Source organism: Paraliobacillus quinghaiensis (assembly GCF_003426025.1).
GTDB classification, from domain to species: Bacteria; Bacillota; Bacilli; order Bacillales; family Amphibacillaceae; genus Paraliobacillus_A; species Paraliobacillus_A quinghaiensis.
On record NZ_QJSH01000005.1, the window covers coordinates 1 to 22,151 of the forward strand.

Annotated in this window: 18 protein-coding genes; 10 read left to right on the forward strand and 8 right to left on the reverse strand. The window is 34.5% G+C overall.

The window, feature by feature from the left end:
* Positions 1–374: 374 nt before the first annotated feature.
* The 8 genes from D2K40_RS04880 to dnaA all read right to left on the reverse strand — a co-directional run bounded on the left by D2K40_RS04880 (position 375) and on the right by dnaA (position 10,897).
* Positions 375–1,472, reverse strand: coding sequence for an HD-GYP domain-containing protein (locus tag D2K40_RS04880; RefSeq protein WP_162879135.1), 1,098 nt, complete (start codon positions 1,470–1,472; stop codon positions 375–377).
* A gap of 196 nt (positions 1,473–1,668) precedes the next feature.
* On the reverse strand, positions 1,669–4,170 hold the full coding sequence (gyrA, locus tag D2K40_RS04885) for a DNA gyrase subunit A (RefSeq protein WP_117153539.1): 2,502 nt from the start codon (positions 4,168–4,170) through the stop codon (positions 1,669–1,671).
* A gap of 72 nt (positions 4,171–4,242) precedes the next feature.
* Positions 4,243–6,168: a DNA topoisomerase (ATP-hydrolyzing) subunit B gene (gyrB, locus tag D2K40_RS04890; protein ID WP_117153541.1), complete on the reverse strand. Its 1,926-nt coding sequence runs from the start codon at positions 6,166–6,168 to the stop codon at positions 4,243–4,245.
* Positions 6,169–6,258: 90 nt separating this feature from the next.
* Entirely contained in the window at positions 6,259–6,564 is a 306-nt protein-coding gene (gene remB, locus D2K40_RS04895) for an extracellular matrix regulator RemB (protein ID WP_117153543.1), read from the reverse strand.
* 15 nt (positions 6,565–6,579) lie between these two features.
* Positions 6,580–7,692 (reverse strand): DNA replication/repair protein RecF, encoded by a 1,113-nt coding sequence (recF, locus tag D2K40_RS04900; protein WP_117153545.1) that lies wholly within the window; start codon positions 7,690–7,692, stop codon positions 6,580–6,582.
* 36 nt (positions 7,693–7,728) lie between these two features.
* Complete coding sequence (gene yaaA, locus D2K40_RS04905) at positions 7,729–7,959, reverse strand: S4 domain-containing protein YaaA (protein WP_117153547.1); 231 nt, start codon at positions 7,957–7,959, stop codon at positions 7,729–7,731.
* A 210-nt stretch (positions 7,960–8,169) separates the two neighbouring features.
* Positions 8,170–9,312 (reverse strand): DNA polymerase III subunit beta, encoded by a 1,143-nt coding sequence (gene dnaN, locus D2K40_RS04910; protein ID WP_117153549.1) that lies wholly within the window; start codon positions 9,310–9,312, stop codon positions 8,170–8,172.
* Positions 9,313–9,544: 232 nt separating this feature from the next.
* Positions 9,545–10,897, reverse strand: coding sequence for a chromosomal replication initiator protein DnaA (dnaA, locus tag D2K40_RS04915; protein WP_117153551.1), 1,353 nt, complete (start codon positions 10,895–10,897; stop codon positions 9,545–9,547).
* Positions 10,898–11,955: 1,058 nt separating this feature from the next.
* Between dnaA and rpmH the strand changes: the two genes are divergently transcribed.
* The 10 genes from rpmH to D2K40_RS04965 all read left to right on the forward strand — a co-directional run bounded on the left by rpmH (position 11,956) and on the right by D2K40_RS04965 (position 22,083).
* Entirely contained in the window at positions 11,956–12,090 is a 135-nt protein-coding gene (gene rpmH, locus D2K40_RS04920; protein ID WP_117153553.1) for a 50S ribosomal protein L34, read from the forward strand.
* A 145-nt stretch (positions 12,091–12,235) separates the two neighbouring features.
* The gene (gene rnpA / locus D2K40_RS04925) at positions 12,236–12,580 is read left to right on the forward strand and encodes a ribonuclease P protein component (protein WP_117153555.1); all 345 of its coding nucleotides are present in this window, start codon (positions 12,236–12,238) and stop codon (positions 12,578–12,580) included.
* 177 nt (positions 12,581–12,757) lie between these two features.
* Entirely contained in the window at positions 12,758–13,540 is a 783-nt protein-coding gene (spoIIIJ, locus tag D2K40_RS04930) for a YidC family membrane integrase SpoIIIJ (RefSeq protein ID WP_117153557.1), read from the forward strand.
* The gene (jag, locus tag D2K40_RS04935; RefSeq protein ID WP_117153559.1) at positions 13,540–14,163 is read left to right on the forward strand and encodes an RNA-binding cell elongation regulator Jag/EloR; all 624 of its coding nucleotides are present in this window, start codon (positions 13,540–13,542) and stop codon (positions 14,161–14,163) included. The genes spoIIIJ and jag overlap by 1 nt, the downstream gene beginning before the upstream one ends.
* A gap of 298 nt (positions 14,164–14,461) precedes the next feature.
* Entirely contained in the window at positions 14,462–15,838 is a 1,377-nt protein-coding gene (mnmE, locus tag D2K40_RS04940; RefSeq protein ID WP_117153561.1) for a tRNA uridine-5-carboxymethylaminomethyl(34) synthesis GTPase MnmE, read from the forward strand.
* A 53-nt stretch (positions 15,839–15,891) separates the two neighbouring features.
* A complete protein-coding gene (mnmG, locus tag D2K40_RS04945; protein WP_117153563.1) occupies positions 15,892–17,775 on the forward strand; it encodes a tRNA uridine-5-carboxymethylaminomethyl(34) synthesis enzyme MnmG in 1,884 nt (627 codons plus the stop codon).
* Between the two features lie 551 nt (positions 17,776–18,326).
* Entirely contained in the window at positions 18,327–19,043 is a 717-nt protein-coding gene (gene rsmG / locus D2K40_RS04950; protein WP_117153565.1) for a 16S rRNA (guanine(527)-N(7))-methyltransferase RsmG, read from the forward strand.
* 377 nt (positions 19,044–19,420) lie between these two features.
* Positions 19,421–20,272, forward strand: a complete 852-nt coding sequence (noc, locus tag D2K40_RS04955; protein WP_117153567.1) for a nucleoid occlusion protein — start codon at positions 19,421–19,423, stop codon at positions 20,270–20,272.
* Between the two features lie 220 nt (positions 20,273–20,492).
* Positions 20,493–21,275: a ParA family protein gene (locus D2K40_RS04960; RefSeq protein ID WP_117153569.1), complete on the forward strand. Its 783-nt coding sequence runs from the start codon at positions 20,493–20,495 to the stop codon at positions 21,273–21,275.
* Positions 21,247–22,083 (forward strand): ParB/RepB/Spo0J family partition protein, encoded by an 837-nt coding sequence (locus tag D2K40_RS04965; RefSeq protein ID WP_117153571.1) that lies wholly within the window; start codon positions 21,247–21,249, stop codon positions 22,081–22,083. Before D2K40_RS04960 ends, D2K40_RS04965 begins: the two co-directional genes overlap by 29 nt.
* Positions 22,084–22,151 lie beyond the last annotated feature (68 nt).

Below are 22,151 nucleotides of genomic sequence, written 5' to 3' on the forward strand. Positions count from 1 at the left end.
GGGATTTTGTGTCCGGCTTCCTTCAGATTCTATCTCACGATAGACACCCTTGCCTTTCACTAACAGTTCCTACTGCCAAGTCTGTGGTGGACTTTCACCACCTAGTTATAACTCATGCCGGGCGCACGATCCACTTGGTAAAGTGTTTTTTCTTTACCAAGTTAGCTGAGACTGAGCCCACGGAAAGGGAATCCATTTGCTGATGTAGCGGGTTAGTAACTTACGTTACTAGTTAGTGTGCTTTTTATTTCAACTGTGTATTATTAATAATATCTTTAGAGTCATTTATTAAAAAACACCCCAATAAGTTATATTTTCTCTCTAACTTTTGGGGTGTTTTTTATAATTAATATTTTTTAAATTCTCAACTGATACTAACTAATTATTTCTTCAATATATAAGTTTTTTTGCTCTTTTAAAATAATAATTTTTTGATTGGACTCCATTTGTACCATTGGACGGGTTGGATGTGCCGATTCCATATAAACAATGATTGCAATTTCATTATTGGACAATCTAACGCGTGTGCCTGTCGTAAAATCAGTTAAACATGTTATAAATGCTTGAATCATTTGATGATCAAATTTTTGAAATTGATCTTGTTGCATCTGTTCCATTACAAGAAATGGAGATTGTTTTTCACGATAAAAGCGTTTAGATGTCATTGCATGGTATGTATCACAGATTGCCAATATTTTTGCAAATGGGTGAATCCTATCTTCTTTCACCCCCAGAGGATAACCTGTACCATCTAGTCGTTCATGGTGTTGAAGAATTGCTAATTTTGCACTCTGTGATAAAGAAGGAATCTTTTCTACAAAACGATATGAATACGTTGGATGTTTTTTAACTTCTTCAAATTCTCCAGGTGATAGAATTCCCTTTTTTTCTAAAAGGAAGTGATTTAATTTTGCCATACCACTATCAGCTAAGAAACTAGCAATACCTATTTGTATCGCCTCTTTTTTCCAACCAATTCTTTTAGAAAACATTGTAGCAATCAAACTGGTGGCAACACTATGATGATAAAAGTAATCTTTCTTTATTACGTATTTATATAATAAAAAGACTTGAGAGCCTACCTCTTCTGTACGCTCTAATAATGGTATCATTAATTTTCGAACTGTTTGGATATCAATAGGTGAACCACTCCGCCACTGTTCAAATAACTGCTTATACTCTTGTACAACTTGATTGTAGTGTTCTAAAAAAGTTAGAGCCTTTTCTTCCTGCTTCTTAGTTTGCTTTTTTTCTTTTTCTAATGCTTGTTCATCCAATTTATCAGGGATAAACGGTGCACCACTCGCTAGTTTTGTAGCTACTTCAACTCGATCAATTAAAAATCGTTTCAATACATTAATATGTATTTCCTCAAGAACTGTGTCTTTTGGAACAATCGGCCGATTGGATTGACCAAAGACGTCTGTTGTTAGTATGCATTTAGGAATTAATTGTGTTGGATGTACCCGCAACGTCATCGCCACCCTTAATATACTAGTTTATTGTTCGAAAAGTCCCGTCCTTGTCTTGCTCTTACATCGGCATATAGAAAATTCATGTATTTTGTGATTAAAGCTAGAATCATCTGAATTTCTCGTTCTTTTGAACATGCACTTATAATAGAATGGCCCCCTATTGTTAGACACAACAAGGAACCACTATTTATATCTAATCTTTATTTACTTCATCATCTAAAACTTCTGTTTTTTCTGCTTCTTCTATATCTTCTACATCTTCTGGATCTACTTCAATACGAGCAACTGTTGCTACTTTTTCTTCTTCTTGAAGACGTATTAAACGAACACCTTGTGTATTTCTACCTGTAACAGATATTCCTTCTACTGGCATACGTATTAATACACCAGCTGCAGTAATGATCATAATATCTTCATCACCTGTAACAGCCTTAACCGCAACAACTTTACCGGTTTTTTCTGTAATATTACAAGTTGACACACCCTTACCACCACGATTAATTATTCGATAATCTTCAGCAGGTGTTTGTTTTCCATACCCATTTTCAGTTACATTCAATACGTGTAACCCATCTTCAATGATCTCCATGGAAACAACTTCATCATCACCTCTTAGAGAGATACCTCTAACTCCAGCAGCAGTTCTTCCCATTGAACGAATTTGTGTTTCTTCAAAACGAATCAATGAACCGTTACGTGTTCCAATCATAATATCCTTATTTCCATCTGTTAAGCGAACTGAAATTAACTCGTCATCTTCACGTAAATTTAGCGCAATTAATCCACCTTTTCTAATGTTAGCAAACTGTGAAAGCGTCGTTCGTTTCGACACACCATACTTTGTTGTGAAGAATAAATACCAGTCATCTTCAAATTCATGTACGGTAATAACAGCATTAATCCATTCATCTTTTTCAACTTCTAATAGATTAATGATTGGAATTCCTTTTGCAGTCCTACTGAACTCAGGAATCTCATATCCTTTTGCTCTATAGACTTTCCCTTTATTCGAGAAGAATAAAACAGTATCGTGTGTGGATGTTGATACTAAATGTTCAACAAAATCATCTTCGTTAGTGTCCATTCCTTGCACACCACGTCCACCTCTACGCTGTGTCCTGTATGTCGAAGCTGGTAATCGCTTAATGTATCCTTTATTCGTTAGGGTAATCACTATATTTTCTTCAGGAATAAGATCTTCATCTTCAAAGAAATTAAATCCGCCAGCTACTATCTCTGTGCGGCGTTTATCATTAAAACGCTCCTTAATTTCAGTTAATTCTTCTCTGATAATTTGTAGTAATTTTTCTTCATCTGCTAAAATAGCCTTTAATTCTGCAATTAGAGCTAATAATTCATTATACTCTTGTTCTATCTTATCACGCTCTAGCCCTGTCAAGCGTTGCAAGCGCATGTCTAAGATCGCTTGTGCTTGTTTCTCAGATAGCTCATAATTCTCCATTAACCCTGTACGTGCAATATCTGCGGTCTCGGAACCACGAATTAATGCGATTATTTCATCTATATGATCTAGCGCAATACGTAGTCCTTCTAAAATATGAGCACGTGCTTCCGCTTTTCGGAGTTCATACGCTGTTCTACGTTTAATAATTACTTTTTGATGTTCTAAATAGTGCGATAGTGCCTGCTTTAAATTCAACACTTTGGGTTGGCCATCGACTAATGCTAACATATTGATCCCAAAAGATGTTTGCAGGGATGTTTGTTTATATAAATTATTTAATAATACATTTGGATTAGCATCACGGCGTAATTCAATTACAATCCGCATTCCATTACGGTCAGATTCATCGCGTAAATCAGTGATACCTTCAATCTTTTTATCACGAGCCAAGTCAGCGATTTTTTCAATTAATCTAGCTTTATTAACTTGATAAGGTAGCTCACTAACAATAATTGTTGATTTACCGTTACTATGTTCTTCAATTTCAGCTTTTGAACGAATTGTAATAGAACCCTTACCTGTCTCAAACGCTTTTCTAATTCCACTTCTACCAAGGATTAAACCACCAGTAGGAAAATCTGGACCATGTATATACCCTTCCATCAATTCATCAATTGTAATTTCAGGGTTTTCACTAACAGCAAGCACTGCATCAATTGTTTCACCTAGTTGATGTGGCGGAATATTCGTTGCCATTCCAACAGCTATTCCTGATGCTCCATTTACTAATAGGTTTGGAAAACGAGATGGCAACACTTGTGGCTCCCGTTCTGAACCATCATAGTTATCCATGTAGTCAACTGTATCCTTATTAATATCACGTAACATTTCCATCGAGATTTTGGACATACGAGCTTCTGTGTAACGCATTGCAGCTGCAGGGTCTCCATCTACTGAACCAAAGTTACCATGTCCATCTACAAGCATATTACGATAACTGAAATCCTGCGCCATTCTTACCATAGCTTCATATACAGAAGTGTCACCGTGTGGGTGATATTTCCCCAATACATCACCAACAATACGGGCAGACTTTTTGTAGGATTTATCTGCTTGGATTCCCAAATCATTCATCGCATATAGGATTCTCCGATGTACTGGTTTTAAACCATCTCTCACATCAGGAAGTGCACGTGCTACAATAACACTCATGGCATAATCCAAAAAAGATGTTCGCATTTCATTTCCAATATTTATTTCTTGTACATGTGGACGTTGATTTTCCACCATACGACTGCCTCCTATCCAACTAACGACATTACTTCTTTTATTACAACATTTTCATAAAATATGTTTAAATCTCTATACATCTAAATTTTTAACATAAACAGCATTGTCTTGGATAAAGTTACGACGTGGTTCAACCTTATCTCCCATCAACATGTCAAAAATTTGGTCAGCTTCAATCGCATCTTCTAGATTAACCTGAAGTAATGTACGATTATCTGGATCCATTGTTGTTTCCCAGAGCTGTGTTGCGTTCATTTCACCTAAACCTTTATAACGTTGTAAGCCTGGTTTTGGTTGTTTCGCTAATTCACCAACAATTCGTTCCATCTCTTTTTCATTATAGGCATAATATGCAGCCTTACCTTGTTGAATCTTATACAACGGCGGCTGTGCAATATAAATATATCCATGATCAATTAATGGGCGCATAAAACGGTATAAAAAAGTTAATAATAAGGTACGAATATGAGCACCATCAACATCAGCATCTGTCATAATAACAACTTTATGATAACGGGTTTTTGTAATATCAAAGTCCTCACCTATACCAGTTCCTAAAGCTGTAATAATCGTTCGAATCTCGTTATTAGATAAAATTTTATCTAAACGGGCTTTTTCAACGTTTAATATCTTTCCTCGTAATGGCAATATTGCCTGATAGTGACGATCCCTTCCTTGTTTAGCAGAGCCACCAGCAGAGTCACCCTCAACAATATAAAGTTCACTTTTGGTTGCATCACGTGATGAACAGTCAGCTAATTTACCAGGTAAGTTTGAGATTTCCAATGCACCTTTACGACGCGTTAATTCACGTGCTTTTTTTGCTGCCATACGTGCACGTGAGGCCATAAGTCCTTTTTCTACGACAATTTTTGCAGTATCAGGATTTTCAAATAAAAATTTAGAGAATAATTCACTAAAAGTAGAATCTGTTATAGTTCTTGCTTCACTATTTCCTAGCTTAGTTTTTGTTTGTCCTTCAAATTGTGGATCTGGATGCTTAATTGAAATGATTGAAGTTAAACCTTCTCTAACATCATCACCAGTTAGGTTAGGGTCGTTTTCTTTAAATAGGTTGTTTTTTCTTGCGTAGTCATTTATCACACGAGTTAGGCCTGTTTTAAAACCTGATTCGTGCGTACCGCCTTCATACGTATGAATGTTATTTGCAAATGAGTAAATATTACTTGCAAATCCATCGTTGTATTGCAAAGCAACTTCGACAGTGATTCCCGCTTCTTCCTTTTCAGCAAAAAACGGCTCATGCAATACTTCTTTTGAACGGTTTAAATGCTCTACATAGGAACGAATACCACCTTCATAATGAAACGTTTCTTTTTTGTCATCATCCCGTTTATCTTGAATTGAGATTGTTAATCCTTTATTTAAAAAAGCCAATTCACGTAAACGTTGAGAGAGTACATCATAACTATATGTTATTGTTTCATCGAAGATTTCAGCATCTGGTACAAAGTGAATTCGCGTTCCGGTAAGATCTGTTTCACCGATAACTTGTAATTCTTCATCCGGGATCCCGCGTTTAAAACTTAAGTAATGGATTTGACCATCTCGATGTACATATACTTTTAAAGAAGTGGATAGGGCGTTAACAACAGAAGCTCCAACACCATGAAGACCTCCTGAAACTTTATATCCACCGCCACCAAATTTACCACCGGCATGTAATACAGTCATGATTACTTCAACAGCAGGACGTCCTGTCTTTTTTTGAATACCAACTGGTATACCACGACCGTTATCCATTACTGTAATACTATTGTCTTCTTCAATAACTACTTCAATTTGATCACAATATCCTGCCAATGCTTCATCAATACTATTATCAACAATTTCCCACACTAAGTGGTGTAAGCCTCGTTCGTTTGTTGAACCAATGTACATACCTGGACGTTTACGAACTGCTTCTAATCCTTCTAATACTTGAATTTGATTTTCATCATATGCATGATCTGTTCCAAACTTATTTTCCATTGTCATTACATTCACCTACACTTCTATTTCGGGAGAACGAATCTATCGTTTCTACACCGTTTTTAAACTACATATGTTAAAAATTATATTAATTGTTTAGTCTTCACCTAAACTGTCATCAGTATCAAATGCATCACTATAATCATCTAATCTACTAATGGTTGAGATCATACTGGCACGTTTCTTTAATGTCAATACAGATAGGGGGCTATAGTAAATGGAACTATTTGTAATAACGATTGCTTTTGTTTCCTCTTCTTGTAAATCAAGTACATTATTTGCTTTTCTTTGATTTGTAATCATTTCATCATTTATTGTGGAAGAAGCAATAAACTGTTGATCAATAATTGCAATGACATCCTCTGATCGGATGACATGATCTCCTCCAATATGAATAAACATTTCCACTCCCCATTTCTATTGCACAATTATTCCGTTTTCTATATGAAACAACTCAGCTTGACGAATCGTATCGTGTTGAATATCACTAATACTTGTTGTAGAAACAAACGTTTGTACTTTTCCTTGAATTGTATGTAACAGATGTGACTGTCGATAATGATCTAACTCACTTAGAACATCATCTAATAAAAGAATAGGATATTCTCCAACTTCACTTCTAATTAATTCAATTTCTGCTAATTTTAATGACAGTGCTGTTGTTCTCTGCTGGCCTTGTGAGCCGTATGTTTGTACATCTTTACCGTTCACATAAAAAACTAAATCATCACGATGTGGACCAATCAATGTATTTCCTCTGTCTATTTCCTTTTCTACAATTTGAGAAAAAGAAGTTTGATACGCTTTTCTTATTTTTTCCTTATTTTCCACTTCTGATACATCAGTAGAGCCTAAATACTTAATTTCCAGCATTTCTTTCTCTCTACTTATTCCTTTATGGATCGGAGCAGCCCATTGTCTTAGTAATTGTAAAAATACAAAACGCTTTTCAACTATTACACTAGCGTGTTCAATTAATTGCTCAGTTAAGACATCCAGCATCGTACGATCATTCGTCTGCCTGCGCTGTAGGCTTTTCAACAAATGGTTTCTTTGTTTTAAGACTTTTAAGTATTGTCCTAGATGATAAATATATAAAGGCTGGATTTGACCAATTTCCATGTCAATAAAACGTCTTCTGATTTGTGGGCTCCCTTTAACCAGATTTAAATCCTCTGGTGCAAACATCACTACATTAAGAGCTCCGATGTAATCACTAAGACGTCTTTGTTCAATATGATTTAGTTTTGCTTTTTTCCCTTTGGAAGAAAGCTGAATTTCTAAGGGAAAGGTACGTTTTCTTTTATAGATAGTACCTTCTATTGTAGCATAGTTTTCATTCCATTGGATAAGTTCTTTATCACGAGGGGTTCGATATGATTTAGAAAAAGCTAATACATAGATTGCTTCCATCAGATTGGTTTTTCCTTGTGCATTCTCTCCAATTATAACATTGACTTTATCATCGAATGGTACTTGTATTTGTTGATAGTTTCGATAATTTTTGAGCGTCAAATTTTGAATATGCATCGTTTTAACCTTCCTAACTGTTCTTGTTGATACATGTTAGGCATCTTCTTCCTTCACAATTTCATATACTCCTACGTCAGGAATAGTTATCTGATCATTAGGATATAATTTTCTGCCTCTACGTTGTTCTTGTTCATCATTCACAAACACATCATATTCGGCTAAAAATATCTTCACCATTCCACCTGTATCAATGACACCTGCCAATTTCAGGAATTGACCTAATGGAATATAACCTGTATGAATTGAGATTTTTTCTGTATGCATATCGAATCACCAAGCTTTCTTATAATTTAATCATTCTAATAAAAGTGAACATGAAATGAACCGTTCCATTTATAAGTCTTCTACCTATTTTACTAGATATTCACCCATAAGCAAAGTATTGTTGTTCTATTCAATATATTTTTACCGAAAGAAAATTGTCCTGCAATAAAAAAGGACAGAATAAGAATTCTTACTCCATCCCAATTATATTTAATATGTCCGAACTGGCAATATTAATTGTAAAATATGCTCATTATCGATTGGTCGAATAATAAACGGACGCATTGCGCCAGTAAATTCTATCTTAACATGATCCTCTTCGATAATTTTTAATGCATCAATCATATATTTAGCACTAAATGAGATTTTCAAATCTTCACCTTCGATTGATTCTGTTGTTACATCTTCATTTACCTGACCAACTTCTGGTGTGTTACTACTAATTTCAATTTCATTGTTAGACTTTGTTTGTAGTTTAACCACATTATTACGATTCTCTTTTGCAAGTAATGAAGCACGATCAATTGCTTGTAATAATGTTTTGGTTTTTGTATGAACAATTGTTTTGCTTTGTTCTGGAATAAGTCTAGATGTTTCAGGGTAATTGCCATCTAATAGGCGTGACAAAAAGTATAAATTTTTTGTTTGGAATAAAATTTGGTTTTCGGTCACACTTATGGTAATTGTCTCTTCATTGTCTTCTATTATTTTATTTAATTCAATTAAACTTTTTCCTGGAATAACCACATTTTTAAAAGAGATATTTTCATTATTTAAGTTTAGTGGAATTTTTCTTGATGCTAATCGATGACTATCTGTTGCAACAAAATCTAAGTGTTCTTCCTCTATTATCATATTAACTCCAGTTAAAATTGGTCGTGTTTCAACTGTAGAGACAGCAAAGACAGTTTGTTTAATTAAATCTTTTAACAGATCATTTTTTAATTCAAAACTATTATCTGTATGTAGCTTTGGTAAATGTGGATATTCTACAGCATCTTGTCCATTTAAATGAAATTCTGCACCACCAGATTTAATAGTAACTTTATATTGATCATCTGTAATCAATTCAACAGTTTTTAAAGGTAACTTACGAATTATATCTGGAAAGTATTTCGCTTGAACTACAACACTTCCTTCTTCAATACCTTCTACATGTTCTAGTCCATATTCCTCTTTTGGTATAAATGATTCAATTGATATATCTGAATCACTTCCTGTTAACTTTATTCCCTCTTGTGTAGCTTCAATTTTTATTCCGGTTAAAATTGGGATTGTTACACGTGAAGAGATTGCTTTCATTACATGTTGAATACTTTCGATTAATAAATCACGTTGAATGATAAATCGCATAAAATAAATCCTCCTAAGGGAAGTTATAATATATATATTTTATTATATAAATGTCGTAGTAATAGTAATAGGGCCTGTGATTATGTGGATAACATGAAATTCGCAGTGTTATATCTATCTAAATGGGTGTGGATAGATTGTTAGTAAGTTTGCACTAATTATCCACGTTATACACATGTGAATAAACAGTACGTAATGATTATTTTTACATACTGTTATGAAATGAACTATATTAGAAATTTTTAAGCTGTTCTTTTATATCTTCTATATCCTTGTGTAATAATTCATCTTGACTGATTAGTTTTGAAATCTTTTCATGAGCGTGAATAACAGTTGTATGATCACGTCCTCCAAATTCCTCTCCAATTTTCGGTAATGAAAAATCAGTCAACTCTCTCGATAAATACATCGCAATTTGTCTAGGAAATGCAATCGATTTTGTTCGTTTTTTTGCAGCAAATTCATCTAATCTAATATTATATTTTTCAGCTATAACTTCTTGAATTGCAGCAATTGTTATAACTTTTGGTCGCGAACTTGGAATGATATCCTTTAATGCTTCTGCTGCTAAAGAAGCGTTAATATCTTTGTTTATTAATGATGAATAAGCAACTACTCGTATAAGTGCTCCTTCTAATTCACGAATATTTGTATCAATTTGATTCGCGATATAAAGCATAACTTCATTAGGAATATCTAATCCTTCTGCTTTAGCTTTCTTACGTAAAATAGCGATTCTCGTTTCTAAATCTGGTGGAGTAATATCTGTAATTAGACCCCATTCAAATCTGGAACGTAAACGATCTTCTAATGTGGGTATTTCTTTTGGTGGTCGATCACTAGAAATAATAATTTGCTTACTTTCTTCGTGTAACGTATTAAATGTATGAAAAAATTCTTCCTGTGTTTGTTCTTTTCCAGCAAGAAATTGAATATCATCAATTAATAGGACATCTACATTACGATACTTATTTCTGAAATTAACAGCTTTATTATCTCGAATTGAATTAATAAATTCATTGGTAAATTTTTCAGAGGATAGATAGACTACCTTTGCAGATGGATTATGATCTAAAACATAATGACCAATAGCATGCATCAAGTGTGTTTTACCAAGCCCAACGCCACCATAGATAAACAAGGGATTATATGCTTTAGCAGGTGCTTCTGCGACAGCCAAAGATGCTGCATGTGCAAAACGATTACCTGAACCAATGACAAATGTATTAAATGTATATTTGTCATTTAACATAGTTTTAGGGGATTCCCCATTTTCTTGTTGTTTAATTGTAGGTACATTTTTAGTTTTTTCGCTAATATCATCTAACTTATTTTCACTTTCAGGAATAACAAATTTAGTTTTTAACTTAGCACCAGTTACTTCAAATAATGCATCTGAAATTAAATTGGTATAGCGACTTTCTAACCAGTCTCGAGCAAATTCATTAGGGGCAGATACAATTAGAGTATCATCGGTAATACTATCTGCATTGGTATTTTTAAGCCAGGTGTCATAGCTAGGTTTACTTACCTTCTCCTTAATGGACTCGAGTGTACTCGCCCATAAGTCTTCAATATTTTCCATAGACTGTCTCCTCCTTTCAACAAAATAGTAAGTAAAGAAATAAAAAACCTCTCGCAATCTGTTTGAAAGACAGATCGAAAGGTAGTAGATCATAAATATACTGTGGATAATTTAGAATAAGCTAAATAAGCTTTTTTTACAGTTATTAATTTTCTTCACAAGGTTGTGTATAAGTCTATAAACAAAGATGTGAATACATGTCCACAATCTATCCACAAGCTGTGGATATTATTTGTGGCCTTTTATTTTTTTCACATGTTAAAACACAAATATAATACCAAATAAATACTAATAGTGCAAGGGTAATTCGACACTTATCCACATAAAATACAGTTTGTAGACAAAATCTATCCACAACACTGTTTTTTGTTATTAATTTGTTTATAAGTTGTTGGGGATAAAAAAAACATTAAAAATTAATGGACAAGCGATGTGGATAACCTGTTTATGACGTAATTTAAATAAATTGTGTATTAAACTTCTAACCCGCTACGTCAGAAAATGGATTCGCTTTCCGTGGGATCAGTTTCAGCTAACTTGGTAAAGAAAACCACTTCACCAAGTGGATCTTCGACTTGAGCTGTTCCCACAGGAGTGTCAACCATTTGCTTCCTTCGCTAGTTAGTGGACCTTATCGTGATTTGAGGTGTTAATGCTCAATAAGCTTTTCTCTCACTAAGATGGTCTGTAATGCATTATTATATTTTTAGCCTATCTAGCGGATCAAATGAAATTGGTGACACTCCTGCAGGAACAGCGCGAGCTGAAGATCCACTCGGAGGTGGTCTTTACCTCCGAGTTAGCTGAAGCCGTGCCTGCGGAAAGGGAGCTAATTTCATTTGAGGAGCGGGTAAGAAAGTTTCACTATGTCGCATCATATATCAAGTCCGTATGTTTAATAGAAAAATGAGTGTTGGAGAAGTGAAAAGAATTGAGATTTGAAATTAATAGTAGGTGAAGCAGGATAGTTGTTGACAGATGGTTAATCTATTCCGTATAATGTATTGGAATGTCTTCTTAATATTGGAGTTATTATTCCTCAGGGAGGTGTACTATACATGAAACGCACATTTCAACCAAATACACGTAAGCGTAAAAAAGTTCACGGCTTTCGTTCTCGTATGAGCACTAAAAATGGACAAAACGTAATTGCTCGTCGCCGTAAAAAAGGAAGAAAAAAATTATCAGCATAGGCCACTGAGTTAATGTCAGTGGTCTTTTTTTTCCTATTAAGAGAAAAAAGATGCAATGAAAATGGATAAGCTCGTTTAGATCAATGGATTAAAAAACGGGCTATTTCCATACATATGGATGATCTGATAATGGAGGTAACATTCCATGAAAAAAAAATATCGATTAAAAAAAATGGATGAATTCCAACTAGTTTTTAAACAAGGAAAGTCTTTTGCGAATAGACAGTTAGTACTATATTATTTAAATAAACCAGAACAATCGCATTTTCGAATAGGTTTATCAGTAAGTAAAAAGATTGGAAACGCGGTTATGCGTAATCAAATAAAACGTTATTTAAGACAAGCTTTTTCAGAATTTGATGGGCAAATAGACAATAGATATGACTTTATTGTAATTGCAAGAATTCCAACTAAAGATATGGATTATCATGCGATCAAGAAAAGTCTAAATCATGTATTATCAAAATCACATCTATTAAAGAGATTGTAATATAGGGAATAATTTGTTTAACAATATTGTGGCAACTATTTACTATGGGATAAATCTTTTGTATTATTATGATGATTTGATTTTACACTTATAGCTATAGAAACAAGAACTAGTTAATGATAGAATATAGACTAGATTTTTCATATATATGTTAAGAAGTGAATGAGGAGGAAGAACATGCGCAAAAAGCTCTTACTGTTTGCGGCTTTGATAGGGTTAGTGTTACTACTATCAGGTTGTGGTGATATCGAGACAGATATTACAAGTGAAAGTACCGGATTTTGGGCAGAGTATTTCGTTTATCCATTGTCCGTGGTAATTATTAATGTAGCAGACTTTTTTAGTGGTAGCTATGGATTGGCAATAGTTGTTGTAACAATTGCAATACGGTTGGTTTTATTACCATTAAATATTAAACAGTTAAAAAGTTCAAAAGCTATGCAAGATATCCAACCAGAAATAACTAAAATTAGAGAGAAATATAGTTCAAAGGATGCAGAAACACAACAAAAGTTACAGAAAGAAACAATGGAACTTTTTCAAAAAAATGGTGTCAATCCAATGGCAGGATGTTTACCGATTATTGTACAAATGCCAATATTAATTGCATTTTATCATGCAATCATGCGGACACCACATTTAGATGAAGGTAGTTTTTTATGGTTCCAATTAAGTGAACCGGATCCATATTTCATATTGCCAATTGTGGCAGCTGGAGCAACTTTCTTACAACAGAAACTTATGATGGCAGGTACGAATTCAACACAAAACGCTGCAATGCCGCAAATGACGATGATGCTTTATATGATGCCGATTATGATTGGTGTTATGGCGATGTTCTTCCCGTCAGCACTTGCATTATACTGGGTAGTTGGTAACGTATTTATGGTATTACAAACGATCTTTGTTCGTGGACCAATGATGAAAGATAAGGAACCTAAAGTGGGAGGAAACAAATAGTGAAACAGGTAACTGCTTCTGGACAAACAGTCGAAGATGCGGTCCAATCAGCATTAAAGCAGTTAAACACCACAGAGGACCAAGTGAATGTAGACATTATTGACGAAGGTAAAAAAGGAATGTTTGGGATATTTGGTACTAAAAGAGCTATTGTTAAAGTAACGGTTGCAGAAAACCATTTACAGCAAGTTGAAACTTATCTAAAGCAAATAGTTTCTGCTTTTTCCGAAGATGTATTTGTAGAAACAAGTACAAAGGGAAGTACAGTGACATTTGATCTATCTGGTAAAAGTATTGCATTACTAATTGGTAAACGTGGACAAACGTTAAATGCAATCCAATATCTTGTGCAGGTGGCTTTAAATAGATTATCTAAAGAGCGTTATCATGTGGTTGTAGATGCAGAAGGTTATAGGAAACGTAGAAAAGAAACATTAGAACAATTAGCACATCGATTAGCTGATAAGGCTAACAAAATAAAAAAACATGTTTCATTAGAACCGATGCCTTCTTATGAAAGAAAGATAATTCATAGTGCATTACAACACAATGAACAGATTGCAACCTATTCAGATGGAACAGAACCAAACAGGCATGTAGTGATTAAACCTGTAACAAAGTGAATAGAAATTAAAAAAACGTCCAAGAAACAATTGCTGTTTCTTGGACGTTTTTTTAGATGAAATAGCATTATCAAAAAGTTATGCACAGTGGATAACTTTTTGATAATGTTAGATTTGATTAGGTATGTGTATAACTTAGTCGTATAATTTTCATCCACATGTGTATAAAAAGAGTGAATAGATTTTCAAAACGTGGTATAATGTGCTATTCTTTTTAGTTGGGTGACATGTTTATTTTTAATAAAAAAAGAGCGTTAAATATATATATAAGTTTAAATAAAAAGTGGGGTGTAGAGAATTGGAAACAGATACAATAGCAGCAATTTCGACACCAATTGGTGAAGGAGCAATTGCAATTGTTCGATTAAGCGGAAATGAAGCAATAACAATTGCAAATCAATTCTTTCAAGGGCGAGATTTAACAAAGGTGGATTCACACACAATACATTATGGTAAAATTATTGATCCAACTATAGATCAGGTTGTAGAAGAAGTCATGGTTAGTGTGATGCGAGCACCAAAAACTTTTACAAGAGAAGACGTAGTTGAGATAAATTGTCATGGTGGACTAGCATCTGTAAATCGTTTGCTTGAGCTAGCTCTGCAAATGGGAGCACGTCTTGCAGAACCAGGCGAGTTTACAAAACGAGCTTTCTTAAATGGGCGGATTGATTTATCGCAAGCTGAAGCGGTAATGGATTTAATACGGGCGAAAACAGATAAGGCGATGAATGTCGCGATTAAACAATTAGATGGAAAGTTATCAAAATTAATTCAACGTCTGCGTCAGGAATTATTAGAAACTGTTGCCCACGTTGAAGTAAATATTGATTATCCAGAATATGATGACGTTGAGCAGATGTCACATGACACGATGTTATTAAAAACGAAAGAAGTGCATCAAGAAATTGAGCGATTATTGCAAATGGCTAAGCAAGGGAAGATTTTACGAGAAGGAATTGCTACTGCGATAATAGGACGTCCTAATGTCGGTAAATCCTCCTTGCTTAATGCCTTAGTACATGAAAATAAAGCAATTGTTACGGATATTCCTGGAACAACGCGAGATATTATTGAAGAGTATGTAAATGTTCGAGGTGTACCACTGCGATTAGTTGATACTGCAGGTATTAGAGATACTGATGATATTGTAGAAAAAATAGGTGTAGAACGCTCACGACAAGTATTAAAGGAATCTGATTTAATATTACTTGTATTAAATTATAATCAGGAATTAACTGAGGAAGATATTCAATTGTTTAAGCTTGTTGAAGATCTTGAAGTAATTGTTCTTGTGAATAAAACAGATTTAGCTCAAAAAATTGATCTAGAAAAGGTAAATGAGTTGGTGAAGGGACATCCTGTCATCACAACAACTTTAATAGAAGAAAAGGGATTAGATGAATTAGAAGCGGCAATTGCTAAAACATTCTTCTCTGGTGAGTTAGAACCAGGTGATTTAACATACGTATCAAATGTACGGCATATCCAATTGTTAAAGCAGGCATTGGCTGCACTAGATGAAGCGATGAATGGAATGGAAGCAAACATGCCAATTGATTTAGTTCAAATTGATGTAACGCGAACTTGGCAGCTACTAGGTGAAATCGTTGGGGATACGATTCGCGATAGCTTAATTGATCAACTGTTCTCCCAGTTCTGTTTAGGAAAATAAATAGCTAAGATACCTGTAGGAGAAAGCAGGAAAACAAAGGAGAGACAATAAAAATGACATATGATGCAGGACATTTTGATGTAATCGTCATTGGGGCAGGTCATGCGGGTGTAGAAGCTGCAAATGCTGCAGCGAAACGTGGCGCAAAGACGCTAATGCTTACACTAAACTTAGATATGATTGCTTTCATGCCTTGTAATCCATCAGTTGGCGGACCAGCAAAAGGTGTTGTGGTAAGAGAAGTTGATGCTTTAGGTGGGTTAATGGGGAAAGTAATTGATAAAACATATATTCAAATGCGAATGCTTAACACAGGGAAAGGTCCGGCTGTTCGTGCTTTACGTGCACAAGCCGATAAACCTTTATACATTCAAGAAATGAAGTATAGATTAGAAAACCAAGAAAACTTAACTTTACGTCAAGCGATGGTTGAAAAGTTAATTATAGAAGATGGTGTATGTACAGGTGTCATTACTGAAACGAAAGCGGCATACCATGCCAAATCAGTAATTATTACAACAGGTACATTTATGCGAGGGCGTGTCATTATTGGTGATTTATCTTATGAGAGTGGACCAAATAATCAACGCGCATCAGTGAAATTATCAGAGCATTTAGAGGAATTAGGTTTTGAGCTAGTTCGCTTTAAAACAGGAACACCACCAAGGGTGAACAGTCATACAATTGATTATTCAAAAACAGAGATTCAACCTGGGGATGATCATCCAAGTCATTTCTCTTATGAAACAACGGAAGGAATTTTGGATCAAATACCATGTTGGTTAACTTACACAAATGAATTCACGCATAAGATTATTGATGACAATTTAGGTCTATCTGCTATGTATTCAGGCATGATAAAAGGAACAGGTCCGCGTTATTGCCCGTCAATAGAAGATAAGGTAGTACGTTTTCATGATAAACCACGTCATCAGATCTTTTTAGAACCAGAAGGAAGAGATACGGAAGAAGTTTATGTTCAAGGTCTATCAACATCCTTACCAGAGTTTGTCCAACATGAAATGATTCGTTCTATTGAAGGATTAGAAAAAGCTGAAATAATGCGGGCGGGTTATGCAATTGAATATGATTCGGTTGTTCCCACTCAGTTATGGCCAACCCTGGAAGTGAAAAATATACCAGGTTTATATACTGCTGGTCAAATTAACGGAACATCTGGTTATGAAGAGGCTGCAGGTCAAGGGTTAATGGCAGGAATTAATGCGGCTGCACGAGCCCTTGATAAGGAAACTTTAATCTTAGATCGATCACAAGCATATATTGGTGTTCTAATTGACGACTTAGTTACAAAAGGAACAAATGAGCCGTATCGTCTATTAACATCACGCGCAGAGTATCGTTTACTTTTACGTCACGATAATGCGGATATGCGTTTATCAGAAATAGGCCATCAATTAGGATTAATTTCAGATGAACGTTATAACAAGTTTCTTGAGAAAAAAGAGCTCGTTGATCAGGAAAAAATAAGATTAGAAAAAGAAACAATTAAACCATCTGAAGAATTGCAAAAGTTAACTGATGAAGTAGGTGCAACACCTTTAAGAGAACCAACGAAATTAGCTGATTTGGTTAAACGTCCTGAAATAAGTTATTCCTTAATTGAGCAGCTATCACCAGCACCAAATGAATTACCTTCAGATGTTAAAGAGCAAGTCGAAATACAAATTAAATATCAAGGTTATATTGAAAAGTCAAACCAACAAGTAGAGCGTATGTTAAAGATGGAAAACAAATGGATTCCTGAAGGCATTGATTACGATGCTATTGGTGGTATCGCAACTGAAGCAAAAGAAAAATTGAAAAAAGTTCGTCCATTATCTGTAGGACAAGCATCTCGCATATCAGGTGTAAATCCAGCAGACGTATCTATTTTATTAGTGTATATAGAACAAGGAAACATTGCTAAAATGGAATAAAAATATGCCTTTTCATAATTCACTTTTAAAACATTGTTTAGAAGAGAATATAGACTGCGTCGTAAAAAGAATTTCCAGACTCGCTCCTCAAATAAAATTGCCTCCCTTTCCGCAGGCACGGCTTCAGCTAACTCGGATAAGCAAAGTGCGCTTTCCGAGTGGATCTTCAGCTCGCGCTGTTCCTGCAGGAGTGTCGACAATTTCATTTGATACACTAGTTAGCTCGCTACAATTAAGAAAGGTTTAAAATGTTAGTTTAAAAAACATTACCAAGCGTTATAAAGTGTAGATAAGCTATCCACCGAAGGAAGCAAATGGATGAGACTCCAGTGGGACAGCTCAAGTCGAAGATCCACTTGGTAAAGTGATTTTCTTTACCAAGTTAGCTGAGACTGAGCCCACGGAAAGGGAATCCATTTGGGACTGCGATTACTCGTCCCACCAAAACCGTCTGGTGACGTAGCGGGTAAGCAAGTTATTACGCATTTTTCATCAACTGTGAAAAGGACTGAAAGTTATCACTTATTTTGTATGAAAGGAATTAATTGTTTATGAACGCACAATTATTTGCTACTAAATTAAAAGAACAAGGAATTGAATTAACGGATCAACAATTGCATCAATTTGATATTTATTTTAAGACGTTAGTAGAGTGGAACGAAAAGATAAATTTAACAGCAATTACAGATGAAGCAGGCGTTTATTTAAAACATTTTTATGATTCAATAACCGCAGCATTTCATTTTGATTTTAACAAGGAACTGACAATTTGTGATGTTGGAGCAGGAGCGGGCTTTCCAAGTTTACCGCTTAAAATAATATTTCCCGATTTAAAAGTGACAATTGTTGATTCATTACAAAAACGTATAACATTCTTAAACCATCTTGCGAGTGAACTTAATTTAACAGGTGTAGCATTTTACCATGATCGAGCAGAAACTTTTGGGAAAAACGACAAGTTTCGAGGTTCTTTTGATGTCGTAATGGCAAGAGCAGTCGCTCGGACAGCTGTTTTGAGTGAATTATGTTTACCATTGTGCAAAACATCTGGTACATTTATTGCCATGAAAGGACCTAATGCACAAGATGAGCTAAAGGATGCACATAACGCAATTGAAATTTTAGGTGGAAAAGTAAATGTTATTCATACATTCGATTTACCACAGGATAATGGAGAGAGAAATATTGTCTTAATTGACAAAGTACGTAAAACACCAAAAAAGTATCCACGTAAACCAGGGGTACCTAATAAAACACCGATAGAATAAGTAATCATTGAGTGCTAGTAACTATAGAAATACTAGTACTTTTCTTTTAGATTTGCATGATAACTAATATTGTTAAAAAAATTGCTACATTTTTTCTGTTTATAGCTATACAAGCATACGCATTAGAAACAATATGTGATAGAATAATAGAAGAATATAACGTCGTAGATAAGATGAATAGATTAATAGTATCAAAAATGCGCTTGATTCTTATCTCATAGAAACACAAAATGTTTCACGTGAAACATTTTGTTCAAACTACTTCACAGGTAGAGTGATTTGTATTTTATCGTAGTGTGATTAAAGAAGCTATAACCCTAAACGCTAAGATATACATACATCTTGCATAGGAAATAGGATAAAGGTGGTGTTTGTTGATGTTACACCCTTTCAGCCGAATATTTGGCATAGGTGACAAAACAGAGGAAGGAATAGAAGAGTACCTTCCTGATGAAGTTCTTCAGATTCCAATAAATGAAATTGTTGCAAACAGGTATCAACCTCGTGCTGTTTTCAATCAAGAAAGAATTGATGAACTGGCGCAAACCATTCATACACATGGGATGATTCAGCCTATTGTAGTTCGCAAGCTGGATGATGGAGAGAAAAAATACGAATTAATAGCAGGTGAGAGAAGATGGAGAGCTGTAACCTCTTTGGGGTGGGAAACAGTACCTGCGATTATCCGGGAGATGTCGGATGCCGAAACAGCTTCAGTTGCTTTAATTGAGAATTTACAACGAGAAGAACTTACTGTTATTGAAGAGGCCAATGCATATGGTCGTTTACTAGAGATTCATGGTTTAACTCAGGAAGCATTAGCTCAACGTTTAGGGAAAAGTCAATCTACAATTGCGAATAAGATGCGGTTGTTGAAGTTACCTGAGAGTGTGCAAATGGCTATCTATGAAAAAAAAATCACGGAACGTCATGCACGAGCGCTTATTATTTTAAAAAATCCAGAAACACAAGAAAAAATTGTGAATGAAATAATTGAAAAAGGTCTGAATGTGAAGCAAACAGAAGAGCGTATTGCTAAACTAATGGACAATACACCAAAAAAGAAAAAGCCAAAATTAAAAGGTGTAAACAAGGATATGCGCATAGCTATGAATACAATTAGGCAGTCATTAAATATGGTAACGGACACCGGAATAGATTTAGAGACTGATGAAGAAGATCATGATGAGTATTATCAAATTACAATTAAAATTCCGAAGAAAAAATAATAAAGATTAAAAAGTCCCGTCTTCGATTAATGTAAGGTTGGGATTTTTTAATTTTTAAGTTAAATAAAAAAACAATCAATTTTTGAACATTTTTATGACTAATTGAATAAAATTATCGATTTTATTGATTAATATTAAAAACAAAACTATTTACCAATGTTTATTTCTAAAAAAAGTGATAGAATACAAATAATAGAGTTTTTACTAGGTAGGTGACACCATGGGAAAAGTAATTGCCGTATCTAATCAAAAAGGCGGCGTAGGAAAAACAACATCCTCAGTTAATTTAAGTGCTTGTTTAGCTTACTTAAATTATAAGGTTTTATTAGTTGATATAGATCCACAAGGAAATGCAACAAGTGGAGTAGGGGTTAATAAGGCTGATATGGATCAATGCATTTATAATGTATTGGTTGAGGACTTAAGTGCTAAAAAAGTTTGTGTTCCTACATCAGTAGCAAATTTAGACGTGATTCCGGCAACAATTCAACTTTCCGGTGCCGAAATTGAACTTGTTCCAACAATTTCGAGAGAAGTCCGTTTAAAAAAAGCCTTAGAACCAGTTGTAGATCAATATGACTTTGTAATAATTGATTGTCCCCCATCATTGGGATTGTTAACAATTAATGCATTAACAGCATCTGATAGTGTATTAATACCTGTTCAATGTGAGTATTATGCCCTAGAAGGATTAAGTCAATTGTTAAATACTATTCGACTTGTTCAAAAACATTTAAATAAACAATTAATGATTGAAGGTGTCTTGCTAACTATGTTAGATGCCAGAACAAACTTAGGTATTCAAGTGATTGATGAAGTAAAAAAATATTTTCAAGATAAAGTATATCAATCAGTTATTCCAAGAAATGTGAGACTTGGAGAAGCGCCAAGCCACGGTGAACCGATCATACTATATGATCCGAAATCTAGAGGTGCTGAAGTATATCTTGATTTAGCAAAGGAAGTGATCGCAAATGGCGAGAGGATTAGGGAAAGGAATTAATGTTTTTTTTCCGGAGTTAGAGACGCAGGAAGAAGAAGTGGTACAGCACGTTTCAGTGAAGTCATGTCGTCCTAACCCATATCAACCTCGAAAAACATTTCAAGCAGATGCCATTGAAGAACTAAAAGAATCTATTTTAGAATTTGGTATTTTGCAACCTTTAATTGTAAGAGAAAGTATTAAAGGTTATGAAATTGTAGCTGGCGAGAGAAGATTTCGTGCCGCAAAAGAAGCTGGTTTGGAAACAATTCCAGTAATAATAAAAAAACTGACAGATCAGAAGATGATGGAGTTAGCATTATTAGAAAATTTGCAACGTGAGGATTTAACCCCTATTGAAGAAGCTCAGGCATATGCTAATTTAATAAAAGAATTTAATCTTACGCAAGATGATTTGGCAAAAAAATTAGGGAAAAGCAGACCATATATTGCTAACCTTACTCGATTACTTAGCTTACCACCTTCGATAAGCGCATTAATTAATAATGGTGAGTTATCAATGGGACATGGAAGAGCTATACTCGGTTTAAAAGATAAAAATAAACTACAACCATTAATTGATAAAATTCGAAAAGAAAATTTAAATGTAAGACAAGTAGAGCAATTAATTACTCAATTAAATGAAAAGAAACCGAAACAGAAAAAAACAGAAGAAAGAAAAGATGTATTTATTACTGAAAGAGAAAGTCAATTGCGTGATCACTTAGGAACAAGTGTTAAGATTCAAAAAGGAAAACGAAAAGGGAAAATTGAAATTGAGTTTTTCTCGGATGATGACTTGGACCGTATATTAGGTTTATTTGAGTAACATGTAAGTCTGGCAAAGGGTATCTAGACCTGCTGTCAGGCTTTTTATATCGAAAATGTTTCACGTGA